Below are 20,372 nucleotides of genomic sequence, written 5' to 3'. Positions count from 1 at the left end.
CTCCGGCACGTATCGTGAGTGGTTGCGGACCGTAAGCATCGGGAACGGGACGCGTGGCGAACGGAATTGACCGACCGTGCGGCCGGGGGAGGCAACGTGGACGACTATGCGGGCCGGGTTCTCGCCGACCGCTACCGCCTGCCGCTGCCTCCGTCCGACGAGTACGAACTGACCGAGACCCGGGCCTTCGACACCTACAGCGGGCAGGAAGTCCTCCTCCGGCAGGTGCCGTTGCCGGAGGTGGTCGAGGCGGAGGTGCTCGACGCGGACGGGCTGCCCGACGGTTTCACCGCGCGCGACGGAGCCTCCCGGCGCGGGCCGGCCCGTACCGGGCGTACGGCGGGCGAGGCCCGTGGCGCGCGTGGGGCGACGCGGCGGCCCACCGATCCGGCGGTGCGGCGGGCGGTCGAGGCCGCGCAGGCCGCGGCGCGGATCCCCGACCATCCTCGGCTCGACCAGGTCTTCGACGTGTTCGCGGAGGGGGGCTCGCTGTGGGTCGTCAGTGAACTGGTCGCCGCGCGGCCGCTGGCCGCACTGCTCGCCGAGAAGCCGCTGACGCCGTACCGGGCGGCCGAGGTCGCCTCCGACATCCTCACGGCGCTGCGTGTGCTGCACGCCCACGGCTGGGTGCACCGCAACATCACCGCCCGCACGGTCCTCGTCTGCGACGACGGCCGCGTGATGCTGACCGGCCTCGCGGTCGGCGCGGCGGAGGAGGCCCTGTGCGGGTACGACCCGGTCCCGGTCCAGGACACCGGGGACACCGGGGACGAGGACGATCCTGACGGCCTGTCCGGCACCCCGGGCGGCTCCACGGCCCTCGGGGCCTCGGCCGGGGCGGCGGGCTTCGGCGGATTCACCGAGGTCACGGGCGGCTTCGGCGGTCTCGGGGGCGGCGCGGGTGGTTTCGGGGGCGGCGCCGGCACTCCGTCGGCGGATCCCGAGGCCGCGCGGCGGGCCGCGATCGAGGCGCGGGCGGCCGGGCCGCTGCCGCTGCCGGGACCGGACGCCGGGTCCGGTGCGCCGGGCACGCCCGCCCGACGGACGCCTCAGACCGGCGGGGACATCAGGGCGGCGCGGGCCGGGGCGATCGCTGCCTACCGCGCCGGCGCGCGGGCGGCCGCCCGGGTACAGGAGGCACAGCAGAGCGCACGCGCCGAACTCCCCGGCGCCCGCACCCCCGTCGAGGGCGAGCCCCGAACCGCCGGAACCGCCACCCCTCCGGGCCAGATCGCCGACCCCTACGGCGTCCGGGCCCCCACCCGGAACGGCACCGCCCCGCACCCCGGAGCAAGCACGGCGCTCCCACCCGCGAGCCCCGGCCACCCCACCGACGACGAGCCCGGCCCGCACCCGGCCCGCACCACAGGACCGGGAGCCGCGACCGCCCTCGGACCCGGAACCACCCCCGGCTCGGCACCGGACCACGGCATCGCCGGCTCGGGCCAGGTCGCCGGTCACGGCACTTCGGGCGCCGGGTACGTGGTGCCCGCACAAGGCCGGACCGAGCCCGGCCCGGGCGCGGCGGATGATGCCGGGCGCGTACCGGCCCGTTGGGGCGATCTCGCCGCCGCCGGTCCCGTGCGGAGGGGGCCCGCCACCGCGCTGGCCGCCGAGCGGGCGCGGCAGGCGCGGATGGCCGTGGTGGGCCCGGTGACCGAGCGATGGGCACCGGAGCAGGCCGGGCCCGTGCACGAGAACTGGCAGCTGGCCGCGCCCATCGGCCCGGCGACCGACCTGTGGGCGCTGGGGGCACTGCTCTTCAGAGCCGTGCAGGGCCACGCGCCCTACCCGGAGGAGTCGACCGCCGAGCTGGTGCAGATGGTGTGCGCCGAGCCGCCCGCGTACGCGGAGGAGTGCGGACCGCTGCGCCCGGTCGTGGAGTCGCTGCTGCGTCAGGACCCCACCGAGCGAATCGACTTCGAGGAGCTGCGCGGCTGGCTGCGCTCGCTGGTGCGCTCCGCGCCCGAGCCGGAGGCCGGCGCGCACGTCATCGCCGCCCCGCCCGCCGATCCCAGCAGGCTGCCTGTCGTACGACGCCGCGGCGAGCTGGTGCGCAGGCGGCGCGCCGGGCTGCCCGCCCCGCACGGACGGCACAAGCGGCACACGGGTTCGCCGCGGCGCCTGGGCCGCACGCTGCTCCTGCTCGTCCTGCTTCTGATGGCCGCCGCCGTCGCCTACGCGATGCTGTTCATGCCGAAGGCAGACCGCGACGGCGCGGCGGGCGGCGACCGCACCGGAACCGTCGGCGAGGCGAGCCCCGCCCCGGCGCACTCGGGCGGCGACGGCGGGAGCGGCGCCCCGCAACCCGGCCAGAGTTCCTCCGCGGCGGACAACAGCCCTTCGAATACGGCAGGTTCGGCCGAGGCGCAGACGACCGCGCCGGACGTCGCCGACGGCTTCACGCTGCGCAAGGATCCGGCCGGTTTCCAGGTCGCCGTAGCCAAGGACTGGACCCGTACGCCCGGCAACGGGCTGGGCCAAGTGATCTATTCCCAGGACGCGTTCGAGCTGATCGTGGTGCCCGGACGGGACACCGCGGCCGAGTTCGGCAGCGACCCGATGGCGTACCAGCGGGAGAAGGAGGGCGAGTTGCGGGCCTACCGGGACTCCAGCTGGGCCACCTCCTCGGGCCTGCGGACCACCCAGGTCGGCGGACGGACCATGGCCGAGGGGCAGTTCACCTGGACGGACGCGAGCGGGCGGCAGCTGTACGTGCGCAACCTGGCCACCCTGATCGACGGCAAGTACCACGTGGTGCAGATACGGGGGCCCGAGGCCCAGCGGGACCGGGTGACCGCGCTGTACGAGCAGGCTTCGGCGACGTACCGGTACACCGGCTGAACCGCCGGAACCACCCGAACCGCCTGAACCACACACTCCGGGGAGCGACAACCGTCACAGTGAGGCTCTCCTGGGACCCCGCCGGTTCCCAGCAGGCGTGCTGGTCCATACCCTGAGCCTGTCAAGACCACTGCGGGGAAACGTGAATCAGATGCAGGGCCTGCTCCTCTCGGGCCGCTACCGGCTCGCCGACGCCATCGGCAGCGGAGGCATGGGCCGGGTGTGGCGCGCGCACGACGAGGTGCTGCACCGGGCAGTCGCCATCAAGGAGTTGACCGCCGCGCTCTACGTCGCCGAGAGCGACCAGGAGGTCCTGCTGGCGCGCACCCGGGCGGAGGCGCGCGCGGCGGCACGGATCAACCACTCCGCCGTCGTGACCGTGCACGACGTACTGGAGCACGACGGCCGCCCGTGGATCGTGATGGAGCTGGTCGAGGGCCGCTCGCTGGCGGACGCGCTCAAGGAGCGGGACCGCATGGACCCGGTGGAGGCCGCCCGGATCGGCCTGTGGGTGCTGCGCGCCCTGCGCGCCGCGCACGCCGCCGGAGTGCTGCACCGCGACATCAAGCCCGGCAACGTCCTGCTCGGCCAGGACGGCCGCGTCCTGCTCACCGACTTCGGCATAGCCCAGATAGAGGGCGACACCACCATCACCCGCACCGGCGAGGTCGTCGGCTCGGTCGACTACCTGGCCCCCGAGCGCGTCCGCGGCCACGACCCGGGGCCGGCCTCCGACCTGTGGGCGCTGGGTGCCACGCTCTACACGGCGGTGGAGGGCCTGTCGCCGTTCCGCCGCACCTCGCCGCTGAGCACCATGCAGGCGGTCGTCGACGAGGAGCCGCGCGAGCCGCGGCACGCCGGCCCGCTCGCCCCGGTCATCACCGCCCTGCTGCGCAAGGACCCGGCCGAACGGCCGCAGGCGGCGCAGGCGGAGGAGATGCTCGCCGAGGCCGCCGAGGGCCGCAGGCCGCGCAGCGCGCAGGCGTACGTGCCCACGCAGTCCGCGGCCTTCCCCGCGGAGACCGCCTCGCATCCCGCCGCGGGGTCGTGGCCGCCGGCCACCACTCCGTACCCGGTGCCCCCGCAGGCGGCTGCCGGACCCGTGCAGCAGCACCACCCGGCCCCGGTACCCAGACGCCGCCTGCGCACCCTGATCCTGGTCGTGGCGCTCGCCGCGCTCGTCGGCGGCGGCACCGCCCTGATGCTGCAGAAGTGGGACCAGGACCGGCGGCAGGTCTCCGGCACCTCCCAGTCGACCCCGCCGCCGGAGACCACCACGCTCTCTCCGACCACCGACGGCTCCGGCGGTCTCCCGGACGGCTGGGTGCGCGTCCGCGACCCCTACGGGTTCAGCATCGCCGTGCCCGACAAGAGCTGGCAGCGGCAGGAGTTCGACGAGGCGACCCACCAGGTCGACTACACGCCCGACGGCGGCAAGCACTTCATCCGCGTCGCCGTGGACGACACGCCGGACTTCTCCACCGGCCACGAGCACCAACTCGACCTGGAGGAGCAGCTCCAGAGGCTGGTCGACTATCGCCGGCTGAGTCTGGAGCCGAACACCTACCGCGACCGCCCGGGCTCCCTGTGGGAGTACAGCTGGACGGCCCTGGCGAAGGACACGCCGTTCCCCGGCCCGCGCCACGCCATCGAGGAGACGTACTTCTCCCGCGAGGGCGTCGAGTACGCGATCTACATGTCCGCGCCGGAGGAGGACTGGACGCGGACGCGGAAGCAGTTCCAGACCGTGCTCCAGAGCTGGCAGCCGACCGCCGGCTGATCCCGGCCGGAGGCCGCGTCGTTGGCCGGTCGACGTCCAGGAGGGCGTCCGGACGATGCGGCATGATGGGGCGTATGGGGATCGAGGGGGACGACTTCCGTGTCATCGCGGGCCGTTACCGCCTGGAGGCGAGGCTCGGACGCGGGGGCATGGGCATCGTCTGGCGGGCGACCGACCAACTCCTCGAACGTCGGGTCGCGGTCAAGGAACTCGCGTTCGACGAGGCCCTGTCCGCCGAGGAGGCCGCGCTCCAGCGGGAGCGCACCCTGCGTGAGGCCCGCGCGGTCGCCCAGTTGCGGCACCCGCACATCGTCGTCGTGCACGACGTCGTCGTGGAGGGCGAACGCCCGTACATCGTCATGGAGTTGATCGACGGGGGCTCGCTGGCCGACCGGATCGCCGCACACGGCCCGGTGGACGCCGCCGAGGGCGCACGCATCGGCGTCGCCCTGCTGAGCGCGCTGCGTACGGCGCACGCCGCCGGTGTTCTGCACCGGGACATCAAGCCGGCCAACGTCCTGGTGGAGCCGGGCACCGACCGGATCGTGCTCACCGACTTCGGCATCGCGCGGATGGCCGGCGCGACCACGCTCACCGAGACCGGGTCCTTCGTCGGCTCGCCGGAGTACACCGCGCCGGAGCGGATGTCCGGGGCCAGGACCGGACCGGAGTCCGACCTGTGGTCGCTCGGCGCGCTGCTGTGCACCGCCCTGAGCGGCGAGTCGCCGTTCCGGCGCGATTCGCTGGGCGGCATCCTGCACGCGGTCGTCTTCGACGAGATCCGGCCGCCCGCGCAGGCCGCGCCGATCCTGCCCGTCGTGCGCGGGCTGCTGGAGCGCGATCCGGACCGGCGGCTGGCGGCGGCCGAGGCGGAGCGGATGCTGCGCGCCTTCCTGGAGTCGGGCCGCACACCGGAGCCGGCGGTCCCCGGCACGCCGACGCGGCGCGGCGTGCCCGTCGCGCCCCACGTGCCCGGGCCGGCGCCGACGGCCCTCGCCTCCCCGGCCCCCGCTCGGTACCCCACCCGGAACGTGCTGATCGCCGCGCTGCTGGTGGCCGCTACGGCAGGGGCGGGCGTGTCCGCCGCGGCGCTGCTGACGCAGGGCGGCGGCAACGGCGGCGGTACGCCGACGAGTTCGGCTCCGAACACCTCCGTGGACACCCCGTCCGGCACCGCCTCCCGGTCGACCACGCCGTCAGCGCCGCCCAGCTCGCCGTCCGGTTCGCTCCCCGTTCCGGTCTCCACGGTCACCGTCACCCGTGCCGCCCCGCCCGCCGTCGACGGCACCACCGCGCCCTCGGGTTACCACCTCGTCCACGACGCGGCCGGCTTCTCCGTCGCCGTACCGGACGGCTTCACCCGCAAGCCGCAGGGTGAGCGGATCTTCTACATGTCGCCCGGGGAGGCCTTACGCCTCGGCATCAAGGCCACCGAACCGGGAAGCGGAGGCCCGCTCGCGGCGATGCGCCGCGCGGACGCCGCGGGACCGGACACCAACCCCGGCTACCACGACGGCCGGGTCACCGCCACCACCCACCGCGGACACCCGGCCGCCCTGTGGGAGTTCACCTGGGACGGCTTCAGCGCGGCGGAGGGCCCGCGGCACACCTACGACCTGTGCTGGGAGCAGGACGGGCGGATGTACGACGTATGGGTGTCGGCACCGGTCGGCAGGGTGGGCGAGGCCAAGGAGCAGTTCGACGTCGCGGTCGGCAGTTTCCACGCCCGGTAGGTCACGGGTCGGTGACCGGATACGCCGCCTGCTGGAGTCGGCGGAGGCGGTCGCGATATGGATGGACCCATGAACAACCACGGGGGTGCCCAGCACGGGGCCGACGATCCGACGACTTTCGCCTTGCAACCGCCGGACACACAGGGACGGGTGCCCCATCCGCACAACCGGTACGCCGCGCCCGGAGCGGGCGGCGGGGAAGGGCAGCCGCAGGGCACCGCACCCGGGCAGCCGCACGGCACCGCACCCGGGCAGCCGCACGGCACCGCATCCGCGCAGCCGCAGGATCCCGGCGCCGGTCGGCTGATCGGCGGGCGCTACCGGCTGCTCGCCAAGCTTGGGCACGGCGGCATGGGGACCGTGTGGCGGGCCAAGGACGAGACGATGGACCGCGAGGTCGCCGTCAAGGAGCCCAGCGTCCCCGACCACCTTCCCGAACGGGAACGTGCCAACACCTTCGAGCGCATGCGTCGCGAGGCCCGCGCCGCCGCCCGGCTCGACCACCCCGCGGTCGTCAACGTCCACGACGTGGCCGTCGTCGACGGGCAGCCGTGGATCGTGATGGAGCTGGTGCAGGGCCGCTCGCTCGGCGCCGCGCTCCAGGAAGGCACCCTGGACGCCCGCGAGGCGGCCCGGATGGGTCTGGAGGTGCTCGGCGCGCTCGAGGCCGCGCACGCCGCGGGCATCCTGCACCGGGACGTCAAACCGGACAACATCCTGCTCGGACGGCACGAGAGGATCGTCCTCACCGACTTCGGCATCGCCCAGATCGAGGGCGAGACCAGCCTGACCGACACTGGCGGCTTCGTCGGCTCACCCGAGTACATCGCGCCGGAACGCGTGCTGGGGCAGCGCCCCGGCCCGGCCTCCGACCTGTGGTCGCTCGGCGTGGTCCTGTACGCGGCCACCGAGGGCGTCTCCCCGTTCCGCCGCAGCAACACCCCGGCCACCCTCCAGTCGGTCCTCAACGCCACGCCCGCCCCGCCGGCCGCCGCGCGGGGCCCGCTCGCCGAGGCCGTCACCGGTCTGCTCCACAAGGACCCGGCACACCGGCCGCCCGCCTTCCGGGTCCGTGCCCTGCTGGAGGCGGCCGCCGCGCCGTCCGCCCCGGCAGCCACGCAGGTGGTGCGGTACGCCGAGGGCGCTCCCGGCGGGCCGCGCGGCCTCCGGCTCGGGCGCGGAGCGTGGCTCGGGCTCGGCGCGGCGGTCGTCGCGGCCGCGGTGACGGCGTACGTCCTGATCGCCCACCCGTTCGCGGGCCCGCTGCCCGAGGACTGGGCGACCCACCAGGAGAAGGACGTCGCCGCGACGATCGCCGTGCCGAAGGACTATCAGAGGCAGGTACCGGACCGGAAGAACGACAAGAAGCACTGGGTGACCTACAGCGACTGGAGCGGCAGCATCACGGTCGGGTTGCGCCTGCTGAGGAAGTCCGAGGAACCGGAACGCTCCATCAAGGACTCCGCGGCCGCCCAGATGTACGACGACAACGGCACCTACAAACAGTCCGGCAACTACGAACTCGGCATGCCCGAGAACCCGACGACCCACCCGAAGGATTCGACGTACCAGGACAGGAAGGCCGCCGAGAACACGATCGTCTACACCACCAACGACAGCACGCACCCGATGCCGCGCGAGCTGCGGATGTTCTACTACACGACCGCCGAGGGCGACCTGTACAAGCTCACCGTCGGCTACCCGGGCAAAGGCGACTTCACCGAACGCGGGCGTGAGGTGGCGCGCGCGGCGATCGCCAACCTGGACCTCGATCTCCTGTGACAACGTCCTGATCAGCGCATTCGTTGCCAGTGATCACTGGCGCGCTGTGAGCACTCGGTGAATCCCGTGAATCCCTATTACTGACGGGTACACAAAGCAGCCCGACCGGCATACCCTGCGCGTCATGACGGACGCGCAGGCCCCGGCGAAGACCGGCACCAATCCCCAGGCCCCCGCCCCCGAGGGGGCCCGTACCGCCGCCGACGTGGTGACCCCCGAGCTGGTCGCCCGGCTCACCAAGGGCGTCGCCGGGTCCGACCGGACCGCCAACCACACGCCGTTCACCGGCGACAAGCTCGCCGACCTGCCCGAGTCCACCCCCGAGGACGTGGCCGGCGCCTACGAACGGGCCCGCGCCGCACAGGCGGTGTGGGCACGGGTCCCGGTACGGCAGCGCGCGGCCGTCCTGCTCCGCTTCCACGACCTGGTGCTCGCCCGCCAGGCCGAGGTCCTTGACCTGATCCAGCTGGAGACCGGCAAGGCCCGCCTGCACGCGCACGAGGAGGTCCAGGCCGTCGCCGTCGCCGCCCGGCACTACGGCCGCCGCGCCGCCGCCTACCTGAGGCCCAAGCGGCACACGGGCGCCATCCCCACCCTCACGCGCGTCACCGAACTGCGCCACCCGCGCGGGGTGGTGGGCCAGATCGCCCCGTGGAACTACCCCCTGGAGCTGTCCGTCGGCGACGCGCTGCCCGCCTTCGTCGCGGGCAACGCGGTGGTGATGAAGCCCGACACCGAGACCTGCCTGACCGCGCTGTGGGCCCGCGACCTGCTCGTCGAGGCAGGGCTGCCCGCCGAGGTGTTCCAGGTCGTCATCGGCGAGGGCCCGGTCGTCGGCCCCGAGGTCGTCAAGCACGCCGACTACGTCTCCTTCACCGGCTCCACCCGCACCGGACGCGAGGTCGCCCGGAGCGCCGCCGCCCGCCTGGTCGGCGTCTCCCTCGAACTCGGCGGCAAGAACGCCATGCTGGTGCTCCAGGACGCCGACATCGAGAAGGCGGCGGCCGGAGCGGTCCGCGCCTGCTTCTCCTCCGCCGGCCAACTGTGCATCTCCATCGAGCGGTTGTACGTCCACGAGGCGGTCGCGGACCCGTTCCTCGAGCGGTTCGCGGCCCGTACGCGGGCGATGCGGCTCGGCACGTCCCTGGCGTACGGCGCCGACATGGGCTCGCTGGTCGGGGAGCGGCAACTGGAGACCGTCACCCGGCATGTGGAGGAGGCCGTCGCCAAGGGCGCCAAGGTGGTGGCCGGGGGCGTCGCCCGCCCGGACATCGGCCCGTACTTCTTCGAGCCCACCATCCTCGACGGCGTCGAGGCCCCGATGGCCGTGTGCACGGAGGAGACCTTCGGCCCGGTCGTCGCCGTCTACCGCTTCACGAGCGACGACGAGGCGATCGAGCGCGCCAACTCCACGCCGTACGGCCTGAACTCGTCCGTCTGGACGAAGGACGCCCGCCGCGGCCGCGAGGTCGCCGCGCGGCTGCGTACCGGCACGGTCAACATCAACGAGGGCTACGCCCCCGCCTACGGCAGCGTCCAGTCGCCGATGGGCGGCATGAAGGACTCGGGGCTCGGCCGCCGGCACGGCTCCGAGGGCATCCTCAAGTACACCGAGGCCCAGACCCTGGCCCACCAGCGGCTGCTGCCCATGGCCCCGTCGCTCGGCATGGACGACGAGAGGTACGCGGCGTTCATGAGTCGCAGCCTGAGGCTGATGAAGGCGTGCCGTTTCCGCTAGTGCCTGTCGGGGCACTGGCCAACACCCCGTTCCCGACAAGGAGAGCACGTGTCTCAAGACGGTTACGACTACGACGTCATCGTCGTGGGGTCGGGGTTCGGCGGATCGGTCTCCGCGCTCCGCCTGACCGAGAAGGGCTACCGCGTCGGCGTCCTGGAGGCGGGCCGCCGCTTCACCCGCGAGACCCTGCCCAAGAACTCCTGGGACCTGAAGAACTACCTGTGGGCCCCGAAGCTCGGCATGTACGGGATCCAGCGCATCCACCTGCTCGGCAACGTCATGGTGCTGGCCGGCGCGGGCGTCGGCGGCGGCTCCCTGAACTACGCCAACACCCTCTACATACCGCCGAAACCCTTCTTCGACGACCCCCAGTGGCGGGACATCACCGACTGGCACGACGAGTTGACGCCGTACTACGACCAGGCGCGGCGCATGCTCGGCGTGCGGCTCAACCCGACGACGACCCCCTCCGACGTCCATCTGAAGGCGGCCGCACAGCGGATGGGCGTCGGCGACACCTTCCACATGGCGCCGGTCGGAGTGTTCTTCGGCGACGGCGAGGACGCCGACGGCACGACGACGGCGAAGGCGGGCGAGCGGGTCGCGGACCCCTACTTCGGCGGGGCCGGACCGGACCGCAGGGCCTGCACCGAGTGCGGCGAGTGCATGACGGGCTGCCGGCACGGCGCCAAGAACACCCTGAACGAGAACTACCTGTACCTCGCCGAGAAGGCGGGCGCGGTGGTCCACCCCATGACGACGGTCGTGTCGGTCACGGACGACTCGCGCGGCGGCTACGCGGTCGCCACGCTCCCCACCGACGACAGGAAGAAGGGCGCGGGCCGCCTGTTCACGGCACGCAGGGTGGTCCTGGCGGCCGGCACCTACGGCACCCAGACGCTGCTGCACCGCATGAGGGAGAGCGGTCGGCTGCCCTTCCTCTCGCCCCGGCTGGGCGAGCTGACCCGCACCAACTCCGAGGCTCTGGTGGGCGCCCAGACCGACGACCGGCGCTACCGGAAGGCGACCGGGGAGCCGAAGGCGGACTTCACCCGCGGAGTCGCCATCACGTCCTCCATCCACCCGGACGAGAACACCCACATCGAGCCGGTCCGCTACGGCAAGGGCTCCAATTCGATGGGCGGCCTGTCGATCCTCCAGGTCCCGTATGCCGAGGGCTCGTCCAGAGCGGCGGCCTGGCTGGCCAACGCCGCCCGCCACCCCCTGCTGGTCCTGCGCTCCCTGTCCAACCGCCGCTGGTCGGAGCGGACCATCATCGGCCTGGTGATGCAGTCCCTGGACAACTCCCTGACCACGTACCTGAAACCGGACGGCGTGGGCAAGGGACTGCTCACGGCCCGCCAGGGGCACGGCGCGCCCAACCCCAAGCAGATCAGGGCCGCCACGGAGGGCGCCACCGCGCTCGCCGCCGAGATCAACGGCTTCGCCGGGTCCAACGTGGGCGAGCTGATGGGCACCCCGCTCACCGCGCACTTCCTCGGCGGCTGCCCGATCGGCGCCTCGCGCGAGACCGGCGTCATCGACCCGTACCACCGCCTCTACGGTCACCCCGGCATCTCGGTCGTCGACGGCGCCGCGGTCTCGGCGAACCTGGGGGTGAACCCTTCGCTGACCATCACCGCCCAGGCCGAGCGGGCGATGTCGTACTGGCCCAACAAGGGCGAGACCGACCCACGCCCGCCGCAGAGTGCGGCCTACGAGCGTCTGCGGGCGGTGGAGCCACAGCATCCGGCGGTCCCGGCGGACGCCTTCGGCGCGCTGCGGCTGCCGTTCCTGGGGATGCCGTCGGTGCCGCCGAGGAAGCAGGAACGGCGCCGGTGAAACGGGCCTGGAAAGAGAGAGGACCTGCACCCCCCTCCTGGCACAGGTCCTCCTCCGTCTGCTGATGTGACCCGGGGGGACTGTGAAAGGTTGCGCCCTGGTCGGCAGGATTCTCGTGTGTCCTGCGTCACATTCCCGGAGGTTCGTGTCCGCGAGCGCGCACGCGAAGGGCCCCGCGGCCTTGGGCCACGGGGCCCTTCTCTCGTCAGCACCGACGTCAGGGCAGTACCGGTGCCTGGGGGAGCGGCGCCGGGGGATTGCGCCGCCTGCCGCTGCCGTGTGCCCTCCGCGCATCGTGATGCGTCGTCGTGCGCCCCGGCGCACGGGGAGCGCGCACCTGGTCTCGACCTCTGGCGGTCGGGTGGCGCACCACGGCGCTGCCGTCCGCGCGGGAGTTCGGAGCCGGGAGCTGTGTGGGCGTCGTGCTGGACGAACCTGGCGTCCGCAACCCTTTGGTCCGGCCTTGTGTGTTTTTGGTTCCGCCGGCCGGCCCCGGGCGTCCCCGGAGCCGGCCGTTTATCTGGGTGACCGGGCTGCTGTCCCCTGCCGTCCGGTCACTTCCCTGGAGCGAGGTCCCACGACGCGCGGCACGATCCGCACGCCTCATCGCTCCGGAGATCCACGCGTGGTTCTTTCGGGCCCGCCCCTGGCTGGCGCGGACACCGGGACAACGAGGCGGGCCGCGCGGCGGTCACGCGCCGTACGGGTGAGAGCGGTGGGACGCGGGGGCGAGGGCGGCGGTGAGGGGGTCAGATCCTGCCCCGGCACAGCTCCAGCAAGGTCATCGCCAGGGTCGTGCCCGGCTTGCCCAGGGCGTCCCTGTAATGGCCCAGGATCTCCATCTCGCGGGAGAGGTTCACCCGCCGGCCCCCGGAGGCGATCCGGGTCTCCTGGATCACGGCGGAGACGGCCATCCGTTCCTGGATCAGGCCGATGATCCGGTCGTCCAGGGCGTCGATGCGGTCCCGGGCACCGGTGATCACGTTCGCGGCCTCGTCGGTACGGGCGCCGCTCGCGGCGGTGGCTGCCGGGGTCTGGGGCTGTGCTGCGGTGGCGGTCATGGCGGGGGCTCCTCGCTGGTCGGGTGCGGTGCCCCGGATGACAAGGACCACAACGCCAGGCGCCCCGGACCTTGTCGGCCCGGGGCGCCTGGGAAGTCGCTTGTCAGTTGCTCAAGCAGCACGACCATGGCAGCCGGTGGGCCGGGTGCCATAGGTAAACACGAAGGTCGTCTGCGCGAGCATGAGGCCAGTATGCCTCGCCTGCCCGCGACGTCCAACACGGTTCACCTGATGAGACGGACGGTTGGACGGGCCCTGGACGGGACGCCCCGGGCGGTAGTCGCCGAGGCGGCGGGGGGGAGGCACCCGCGACCACGTCGGTAGAATCGACAAACACAAGGACCCCCCGACCGCCGGAAGGCACCCCGTGTCATCAGCGACCCCCGCTGCCGCCGCCCCCGACACCGTCCTGGTCGTCGACTTCGGCGCGCAGTACGCCCAGCTCATCGCCCGTCGCGTCCGCGAGGCGCGGGTCTACAGCGAGATCGTGCCGAGTTCCATGCCGGTTCAGGAGATGCTCGCCAAGAACCCGGCGGCGATCATCCTCTCCGGCGGCCCCTCCTCGGTGTACGAAGAGGGCGCCCCGCGCCTCGACCGCGAGATCTTCGAGTCCGGCGTCCCCGTCTTCGGCATGTGCTACGGCTTCCAGCTGATGGCGCAGGTCCTCGGCGGCACCGTGGACAACTCCGGAGCCCGTGAGTACGGCCGTACCGGACTGTCCGTCTCGAAGCCCTCCTCCACCCTCTTCGAGGGCACCCCGGCCGACCAGGACGTGTGGATGTCGCACGGCGACGCCTGCTCCGCCGCCCCCGAGGGTTTCTCGGTCACGGCCTCCACGGACGTCGTCCCGGTCGCCGCGTTCGAGAACGACGAGAAGAAGCTGTACGGGGTCCAGTACCACCCGGAGGTCATGCACTCCACGCACGGCCAGCAGGTCCTGGAGCACTTCCTCTACCGCGGTGCCGGCCTCAAGCCGAACTGGACCACCGGCAACGTGATCGACGAGCAGGTCGCCGCCATCCGCGAGCTGGTCGGCGACAAGCGGGCGATCTGCGGACTGTCCGGGGGCGTGGACTCCGCGGTCGCCGCCGCACTCGTGCAGAAGGCCATCGGCTCCCAGCTGACCTGCGTCTACGTCGACCACGGCCTGATGCGCAAGGGCGAGACCGAGCAGGTCGAGAAGGACTTCGTGGCCGCGACCGGCGTGCAGCTGAAGGTCGTGGACGCCGAGGAGCGCTTCCTCACCGCCCTCAAGGGGGTCAACGACCCCGAGGAGAAGCGGAAGATCATCGGCCGCGAGTTCATCCGCGTCTTCGAGCAGGCCCAGGCGGAGATCATCGCGGACGAGGGCCCGGCGGTGGAGTTCCTCGTACAGGGCACCCTCTACCCGGACGTCGTCGAGTCCGGCGGCGGCACCGGCACCGCGAACATCAAGTCGCACCACAACGTCGGCGGCCTGCCCGAGGACCTCGAGTTCAAGCTGATCGAGCCGCTGCGCCAGCTGTTCAAGGACGAGGTCCGCATGGTCGGCCAGGAGCTCGGCCTGCCGGACGAGATCGTCCAGCGCCAGCCCTTCCCGGGCCCCGGCCTCGGCATCCGGATCGTCGGCGAGGTCACCAAGGAGCGCCTGGACCTGCTGCGCGAGGCCGACGCCATCGCCCGCGAGGAGCTGACGGCGGCCGGCCTCGACCGTGACATCTGGCAGTGCCCGGTGGTCCTGCTCGCGGATGTCCGCAGCGTCGGAGTCCAGGGCGACGGCCGCACCTACGGCCACCCGATCGTGCTGCGCCCGGTCTCCAGCGAGGACGCCATGACCGCCGACTGGTCGCGGCTGCCCTACGACGTCCTGTCGAAGATCTCGACCCGCATCACCAACGAGGTCCGGGACGTCAACCGCGTGGTCCTCGACGTGACCTCGAAGCCGCCGGGCACCATCGAGTGGGAGTGACCCGGCGCTGGGCCGTCTTTCGTTCGGATCAGCCCGGCATGATCCAAACGAGAGGCCCTAGGTCCGCCTGAGAGTCCGCACCGGCTCTCCGGGCTTCCAGACCTGGACGACCAGGAACGTGTCGTCCTCGACGAAGGTCCGTACGACCTCCGTCAACTCGGTGCGGAAGAGGTGGAACGGCTGCGGCGGTTCCACCTCTTTCACGTACGCGCCCTTCACCTCGGGATCCACCACCTCGACCGCCCGCCCGGCGATCCGCGCGTCACCGCCGGCCATCGCGGTGTCCGGCCCCGGGTTCGCCTGAAGCGCGAACCTCGGATCCCGGCGCAGATCGAGCGCCTTGAGCGAGCCCGGCATCATGCCGAGCCACAGCTCGCCGTTCAGGAAGCGCACCTCCAGTCCCGTGGTGCGCGGGGAGCCGTCCCCGCGCAGGGTCACCAGGACGTGGTGCGGGAACGCTCTGAACCGCTGCTCGACGGTCGTGGCCAGGTCGGGTTCCGCCGCGGCAAAGGCCGCCCAGTTGGTCGCCATGCCCCGAGTGTGGCGGCGATACCCGACATCCTCTGTCGGGATTCGGAGACCCTCAGCGGCGTTCGGCGGCATTCGGCGGCGGAGCCGGTGTGCTGCCGGGCATCTTCACCTCACCGCGCTCGTATCCTGACCCGTTCGGCGGTAGCTTCCGGCCCGTACGTCGTCGATCCAGCGACGGAGGTCCCATGCACGGCCCCACCCCCACTCCGCCACCGCCCCTGCCCACCGAGAAGCTGCTGTTCGCGATGCCACCGATGCACGAGTCGGTGGACGACGAACGCCGGTACCGCAAGGAGCGGCTCGCGGGCGCCCTGCGGATCTTCGGCCGGTCCGGTCTCGAGGACGGCGTCTCCGGCCACATCACCGCGCGCGACCCGGAGTTCAGCGACTGCTTCTGGGTCAATCCCTTCGGGATGCCGTTCAAGCACGTCACCGTGAGCGACCTGGTGCTCGCCAACCAGGACGGGCAGGTGCTCGAGGGCCGCCACCACGTCAACCAGGCCGCGTTCACCGTGCACGCCCAGGTCCACGCCGCCCGCCCGGACGTCGTCGCCGTCGCCCATTGCCACTCGGTGCACGGCCGCGCCCTGGCGGCGCTCGGTGACCTCCTGGACCCGATCACCCAGGAGAGCTGCGCCTTCTACGAGGACCACGCCGTCTACGGCTCCTACACCGGTGTCGCCGTCGACGCGGAGGAGGGCCGCCGGATCGCGGCCGCGCTGGGCTCGCGCAAGGCGCTGGTGCTGCGCAACCATGGCCTGCTGACGGTCGGTGACTCGGTGGACGCCGCCGCCTGGTGGTTCCTGGCCATGGAACGCTCCTGCCAGGTGCAGCTGACCGCCCGGGCGGCGGGCCGGCCGGTCCTGATCGACCACGAACTGGCGGTCGCGACCCGGGAACAGCTCGGCGGCGACCTGGTGGCGTGGATCAACTACCAGCCCCTGTGGCAGGACATCAGCCGCAGCGAACCCGACCTGCTGACCTGAGCCCTTCGGCACGCCGGACATCTCGCCCATACGGGGGCTCCCGCGGCCGGGTCAACACAGCGTTCCCGGCTTCACCCACGCTGACCGGACCTGGCGAACGCGGGCGGGGCGGTATAGGGCACAATTCGCCTTCTGTGTAGGGGTGTTGTTGCCGCGGCCGGGCCGCGGGATCCGGGGAAGGCGGGCGTCGGGCGTGGCGGTGCAGGAGGCGAGAGGCGGCGTGGGCGCCCACGGGGGCGGCTGCACCTGCGGGGACTGCCCGCACGGGGCGCGTGCGGGACACCGGCAGGCCGTTGCCGCGTTCCTTCTCAAGCGGGACGAGTTCGCCGCGGGCCAGGGCCTGCCGGCGGCCGTGGCGCACTCGGCGTCGGCCTCCCGACAGTGGGTCTCGGAGGAACTGACGCAGTCCGCTGAACTCGTCGCCGAACGGGGGCGGGCCGAGGGCCTGGCCTGGCTGGCACGGCTGTGGCGCTGGACGGCGTACACGGTGTGGGCGGCGGTCGTACTGCTGCTTCTGGTGCAGGCGTTGACAGCGGTCGGCGCGGGCTGGAGTTCCGCCCGGACGGCGGGACTGCTGGCGGCCGTCCTGGTGGCCGGGGCGCTGACGGCCGCGTCCTGGCTCCACCGGGGGCGCGGCGGGGCGCTCGCTCCGGTCATCGGCGAAGACAACCGGCTGTCCACCTCCCGCGCGGTGGCCGCGGGATGGGTGCTGTTCGTGGCGTACGCGGTGCTGGTGCTGGCCGGCCGGCTCGCCGCCGCCTCGGACCACACCGAGCGCGACGCCCTGATCTCCGGGCTGGACCTGGCCCGGGGCGCCGGTGTGGTCACCGTGCTCGCCGTGGTGTGCGGGATCGCGGTCCTCGTACGGCGGGTGGTCGGACTGCGGGTGCTGGGGCAGCGGCTCCAGAAGGTGCGCGCGGACCGGCCGCGGGCGGCCGACCTGCTGACCGACGACTCGGGACGGGGCGCCTTCACGGACATCCAGTACGTGGTGATCAGCGCCGTCGCGCTGACGTTCGCGGCGGTGCGACTGGCCCGGCGCCCGGACCAACTGCCCGACCTGCCGTGGGGGCTGGCGGTGGTGGTGCTGGTGTCTGCGGCGACCTACCTGGCGGGCAAGTACGCCGACGGCGGCCGTCCGGTCGTCCTGTCGGTGGTCCGGGCCCGGGAGGCCGGTGACCTGGACGCGCCGATCCGGACGGGCGACGACATCGAGATCCGGGGCGCCGGGTTCGTCCCGCCGGGTGCGCAGGGAGCCGACCGGCTGGCCCGTATGAGGGTCCGCATCGGCGCGGTCAACGTGCACGTGCCCCTCGTCCCGGTCACGGGCGGCTTCAGCAATCCCACGGACACGGCACTGACCGTGCCCGTCCCGGCGGACGTGGAGCCGGGCCGGGTCGACGTGCAGGTGGTGACGGCGGCGGGCGTGGAGACGAACCGGTACATGATCGACGTGACGGAGTAACAGGCGCCGGAGTGCCGGAATGACGGCGGATGACACCTCCGGCGGATCGGGTGCGGATGGATTTGTGGAGGGCCGTCAGCACCCCGATGCCTTGGGACGCATGAGCCGAAGTCACGCGGAAACCGGAAAAACTTCCCCGCGGGGTTGAGCGGGTCCCGTCCCACATACGTATGGTCGATTGAGGGGCACACATACGACGGCGGTGAGAGGCGGCTCGCAGCGATGACCCAGGTTCGTACGGACACCCAGCCCATGCATGCCGATCTGAGTCCAAGCCGGCGGGACACGGCGGGCCGATACGCCCTCCTGCCCCTCCGCATCTTCCTGGGCGTCACCTTCATCTACGCCGGTCTCGACAAACTCACCTCCAGCGGCTTCATGCAGGACACCGGCCCCGGGTCGATCGGCGAGACGATGCGCGCGGTCCGCGACTCCTCCGCCATCCCGGCCCTGGTCGACCTGGCCCTGAAGAACCCGGTCGGCTTCGGCTACGGCATCGCCTTCGCCGAACTGGCCGTCGGCCTCGGCACCCTCATCGGTCTGCTGGGCCGCCTGGCCGCGGTCGGCGGCGCGCTGATCTCCCTCAGCCTGTGGCTCACGGTCAGCTGGGCCACCACCCCCTACTACTACGGCAACGACCTCATCTATCTGATGGCCTGGCTGCCCCTGGTCCTCGCCGGCGCCCCGATGCTCTCCGCCGACGTCGCACTGCGGGTACGGCGACGGCGACGGGCGGGGGAGTACCGATAGCTCGGCAGGGGGAGTGCCGACAGCTCGGCACGGGGGAGTACCGGCAGCTCAGCCCGTTCCTCCCCCCGTACTTGTCCCGCCGAGGGCCGCGCGGGCGTCCCGGCGCCTGCGCACGGCCCTGTTCACCACCGCCGCCGCGCCTCCCAGGCACAGGCCGCCGACGACCATCGGGGCCAGCAGGAACCACGGGGCCTGCCAGGCACCGGCCGCGTCCCCCGCATAGACCACTCCCGCGCCGGTGAGAAAGACGCCGGACACCAGCTTCCCCGGCTGGAACTCATGGCGCAGCACGGCTCACCTCCGCCTGTCCCACGCCGACCTGGAGCTTGATGTCCAGGGTCCCGGCGTCCTTGCCGCCCGCGGTCGCGGGCAGCGTGATCTTCTGGTGCCGACCGGGCGCCACGTCCACGTCCTGTGAGGTGTCGCCCGGCAGCCGGATGTCGCCGATCCCCACCTCGATGTTCGCCCGGACGGTCACGCCCGCCGGCACGATCACTCGCAGCCGGCCCACGCCCACCTGAGCCTTCGTCGTCACCGTCGCTCCCTTGCCGAGGCGTATCCCGGTCAGGTCCAAAGTGCCCTCCCCGGTGCCGAGGTGGTACTCGGGCCGGACGCCCGCCGTCGCGGCGGGCTGCCAGGTCTGCTGCCCCCACTGCGTGGTGATGTCCTTCGGAAGCGCGGCGGAAGTGCCGAGCAGGACCGCGGTGACCAGCGCCAGCAGTATCGAGCCGAAGCCCGTCCGGCCCAGGAACGCGCTCACCACCATGCCCAGGCCGAAGACCGCGAGCGCGCAGGCAAGACCGGCCTGGAGGCTGGTGCCCAGGGCGTCGTCGTCCCAGGTCAGGCGGGTGCCCAGCGCGCCGGCGAGCAGGGCCAGCAGGAAGACCCAGCCGCCGATCCCGCGCGGGCCGCGGGGGCGGGGCGGCTCGGTGCGCACCGGACGTGTGTACTCGCCGGCGTGCGCGCCGAGACCGATGTTGACGGCCGCGGCGACGTCCCGGCCGCGCGAGTCGCGGGGACCCCACAGATAGCCCGTGCCGCCGACGTGGGTGCCGTCCTTGACGATCGGGTCGCGCCACCAGGAGGGGTAGATCGCGGGCACCGGCGGTGCCTGGGCCTCCGGCGGTGCGTCGGCTGCGGCCTGGGCGGCCAGCGGGTCGGGGCCGGGGGCGCCGCGGTGCTGCGACCAGTACCCGGCGCCGGCGAGGAGCAGGGACAGGACGACGCCGAAGGACAGCACGCTGCCGTTGCCCAGCATGGACAGAAAGACCCCGCAGCCGACCAGCGCGAACAGCACGGCCGCGAGAGCCGGTCCGTCCACCCGGCCGGTGAGGAGCTTGCGCACCTCGTTCTCCTCCTCGTCGTCGTACGGCACGAAGAGCCAGGCGAAGCCGTAGAAGATGAGGCCCATGCCGCCGGTCGCGGCCAGCACGGCCAGCGTGATCCGGAAGATCACCGGATCCATGTCGCACTGCCGCCCCAGACCGGCGCAGACGCCGCCGATCACCCTGTGCCCCCGGTCCCGCCGGAACTTCGGCACACCGTCGGTGCCGCCCGCTCCGGTATCGGCCTCGGCGCGCGCCCCGGCAGCGGTGCCGGCTCCCGCCGTCCCGCTCTCCGGCCCGGCGGCCGGGTCCCGGTGTTCGGCCGCCCCCGTCGTGCCCGTCACGCTCTCCCCTCCCATCCCGTCGGCCGAGCCCGGCCGTTCGTCCGCGTGCGGCGCGCCCGGCTGCCCGGGTGCCCGCGGCTGTTCACCCGCACCCGCACCCGCGCCGGGCACGGCGTCCCGTGGCCCGGTGCCCGGGGACGGGCCCGGGCCGGAGCCGGGTTCCGGACCCCTCGCGGCGTGCTGGTGATTCGTCATGCGTCCATGGTGACGGGCGTGCGGTCGTGGCGGGAGCCGGGACGACCC

At 72.9% G+C, this 20,372-nt stretch carries 14 protein-coding genes; 10 read left to right on the top strand and 4 right to left on the bottom strand.

Annotated elements, in window-relative coordinates; all coding sequences use genetic code 11:
- Positions 1–96 precede the first annotated feature (96 nt).
- The 6 genes from ACFY3J_RS31405 to ACFY3J_RS31380 all read left to right on the top strand — a co-directional run bounded on the left by ACFY3J_RS31405 (position 97) and on the right by ACFY3J_RS31380 (position 11,719).
- Complete coding sequence (locus ACFY3J_RS31405) at positions 97–2,844, top strand: protein kinase (RefSeq protein ID WP_390842256.1); 2,748 nt, start codon at positions 97–99, stop codon at positions 2,842–2,844.
- 151 nt (positions 2,845–2,995) lie between these two features.
- Positions 2,996–4,624, top strand: coding sequence for a protein kinase (locus ACFY3J_RS31400; protein ID WP_384176320.1), 1,629 nt, complete (start codon positions 2,996–2,998; stop codon positions 4,622–4,624).
- Between the two features lie 74 nt (positions 4,625–4,698).
- On the top strand, positions 4,699–6,357 hold the full coding sequence (locus tag ACFY3J_RS31395; protein WP_390842255.1) for a protein kinase: 1,659 nt from the start codon (positions 4,699–4,701) through the stop codon (positions 6,355–6,357).
- A gap of 69 nt (positions 6,358–6,426) precedes the next feature.
- The gene (locus ACFY3J_RS31390; protein ID WP_390842254.1) at positions 6,427–8,139 is read left to right on the top strand and encodes a serine/threonine-protein kinase; all 1,713 of its coding nucleotides are present in this window, start codon (positions 6,427–6,429) and stop codon (positions 8,137–8,139) included.
- A 124-nt stretch (positions 8,140–8,263) separates the two neighbouring features.
- A complete protein-coding gene (locus ACFY3J_RS31385; protein WP_390842252.1) occupies positions 8,264–9,877 on the top strand; it encodes a succinic semialdehyde dehydrogenase in 1,614 nt (537 codons plus the stop codon).
- Positions 9,878–9,925: 48 nt separating this feature from the next.
- Positions 9,926–11,719, top strand: coding sequence for a GMC oxidoreductase (locus ACFY3J_RS31380; protein ID WP_390842251.1), 1,794 nt, complete (start codon positions 9,926–9,928; stop codon positions 11,717–11,719).
- A 749-nt stretch (positions 11,720–12,468) separates the two neighbouring features.
- Here ACFY3J_RS31380 and ACFY3J_RS31375 read toward each other — a convergent pair.
- The gene (locus ACFY3J_RS31375) at positions 12,469–12,780 is read right to left on the bottom strand and encodes a chorismate mutase (protein WP_384175791.1); all 312 of its coding nucleotides are present in this window, start codon (positions 12,778–12,780) and stop codon (positions 12,469–12,471) included.
- A 367-nt stretch (positions 12,781–13,147) separates the two neighbouring features.
- Here ACFY3J_RS31375 and guaA point away from each other — a divergent pair, with 367 nt between their 5' ends.
- Entirely contained in the window at positions 13,148–14,728 is a 1,581-nt protein-coding gene (gene guaA, locus ACFY3J_RS31370) for a glutamine-hydrolyzing GMP synthase (RefSeq protein ID WP_384175789.1), read from the top strand.
- 57 nt (positions 14,729–14,785) lie between these two features.
- On the opposite strand, the gene ACFY3J_RS31365 is transcribed toward guaA, so the two are convergent.
- Positions 14,786–15,259 carry a pyridoxamine 5'-phosphate oxidase family protein gene (locus tag ACFY3J_RS31365; protein ID WP_384175786.1) on the bottom strand — a complete coding sequence of 158 codons (474 nt, stop codon included), beginning with the start codon at positions 15,257–15,259 and terminating at the stop codon, positions 14,786–14,788.
- 185 nt (positions 15,260–15,444) lie between these two features.
- On the opposite strand from ACFY3J_RS31365, the gene ACFY3J_RS31360 reads away from it, so the two are divergent.
- The 3 genes from ACFY3J_RS31360 to ACFY3J_RS31350 all read left to right on the top strand — a co-directional run bounded on the left by ACFY3J_RS31360 (position 15,445) and on the right by ACFY3J_RS31350 (position 18,460).
- On the top strand, positions 15,445–16,245 hold the full coding sequence (locus ACFY3J_RS31360) for a class II aldolase/adducin family protein (RefSeq protein ID WP_384175784.1): 801 nt from the start codon (positions 15,445–15,447) through the stop codon (positions 16,243–16,245).
- 193 nt (positions 16,246–16,438) lie between these two features.
- Complete coding sequence (locus tag ACFY3J_RS31355; protein WP_384175782.1) at positions 16,439–17,710, top strand: hypothetical protein; 1,272 nt, start codon at positions 16,439–16,441, stop codon at positions 17,708–17,710.
- 222 nt (positions 17,711–17,932) lie between these two features.
- A complete protein-coding gene (locus ACFY3J_RS31350; RefSeq protein ID WP_384175779.1) occupies positions 17,933–18,460 on the top strand; it encodes a DoxX family membrane protein in 528 nt (175 codons plus the stop codon).
- A gap of 48 nt (positions 18,461–18,508) precedes the next feature.
- Here the strand turns inward: ACFY3J_RS31350 and ACFY3J_RS31345 are convergent, their stop codons facing one another.
- Together ACFY3J_RS31345 and ACFY3J_RS31340 are read right to left on the bottom strand one after the other, a co-directional pair.
- Positions 18,509–18,751 carry a hypothetical protein gene (locus tag ACFY3J_RS31345; protein ID WP_384175777.1) on the bottom strand — a complete coding sequence of 81 codons (243 nt, stop codon included), beginning with the start codon at positions 18,749–18,751 and terminating at the stop codon, positions 18,509–18,511.
- Positions 18,738–20,324, bottom strand: a complete 1,587-nt coding sequence (locus ACFY3J_RS31340; protein ID WP_390842250.1) for a PspC domain-containing protein — start codon at positions 20,322–20,324, stop codon at positions 18,738–18,740. The genes ACFY3J_RS31345 and ACFY3J_RS31340 overlap by 14 nt, the downstream gene beginning before the upstream one ends.
- Positions 20,325–20,372 lie beyond the last annotated feature (48 nt).

The organism is Streptomyces sp. NPDC001231, from assembly GCF_042896885.1.
Lineage (GTDB): Bacteria > Actinomycetota > Actinomycetes > Streptomycetales > Streptomycetaceae > Streptomyces.
This window is presented reverse-complemented; position numbering and strand designations above follow the sequence as displayed.

Bases quoted from the DNA above. Each gene is read 5' to 3' on its own strand.
- ACFY3J_RS31400 (WP_384176320.1), top strand. From the start codon at position 2,996: ATGCAGGGCCTGCTCCTCTCGGGCCGCTACCGGCTCGCCGACGCCATC.
- ACFY3J_RS31395 (WP_390842255.1), top strand. From the start codon at position 4,699: ATGGGGATCGAGGGGGACGACTTCCGTGTCATCGCGGGCCGTTACCGC.
- ACFY3J_RS31390 (WP_390842254.1), top strand. From the start codon at position 6,427: ATGAACAACCACGGGGGTGCCCAGCACGGGGCCGACGATCCGACGACT.
- ACFY3J_RS31385 (WP_390842252.1), top strand. From the start codon at position 8,264: ATGACGGACGCGCAGGCCCCGGCGAAGACCGGCACCAATCCCCAGGCC.
- ACFY3J_RS31375 (WP_384175791.1), bottom strand. From the start codon at position 12,780: ATGACCGCCACCGCAGCACAGCCCCAGACCCCGGCAGCCACCGCCGCG.
- ACFY3J_RS31365 (WP_384175786.1), bottom strand. From the start codon at position 15,259: ATGGCGACCAACTGGGCGGCCTTTGCCGCGGCGGAACCCGACCTGGCC.
- ACFY3J_RS31360 (WP_384175784.1), top strand. From the start codon at position 15,445: ATGCACGGCCCCACCCCCACTCCGCCACCGCCCCTGCCCACCGAGAAG.
- ACFY3J_RS31350 (WP_384175779.1), top strand. From the start codon at position 17,933: ATGACCCAGGTTCGTACGGACACCCAGCCCATGCATGCCGATCTGAGT.
- ACFY3J_RS31340 (WP_390842250.1), bottom strand. From the start codon at position 20,324: ATGACGAATCACCAGCACGCCGCGAGGGGTCCGGAACCCGGCTCCGGC.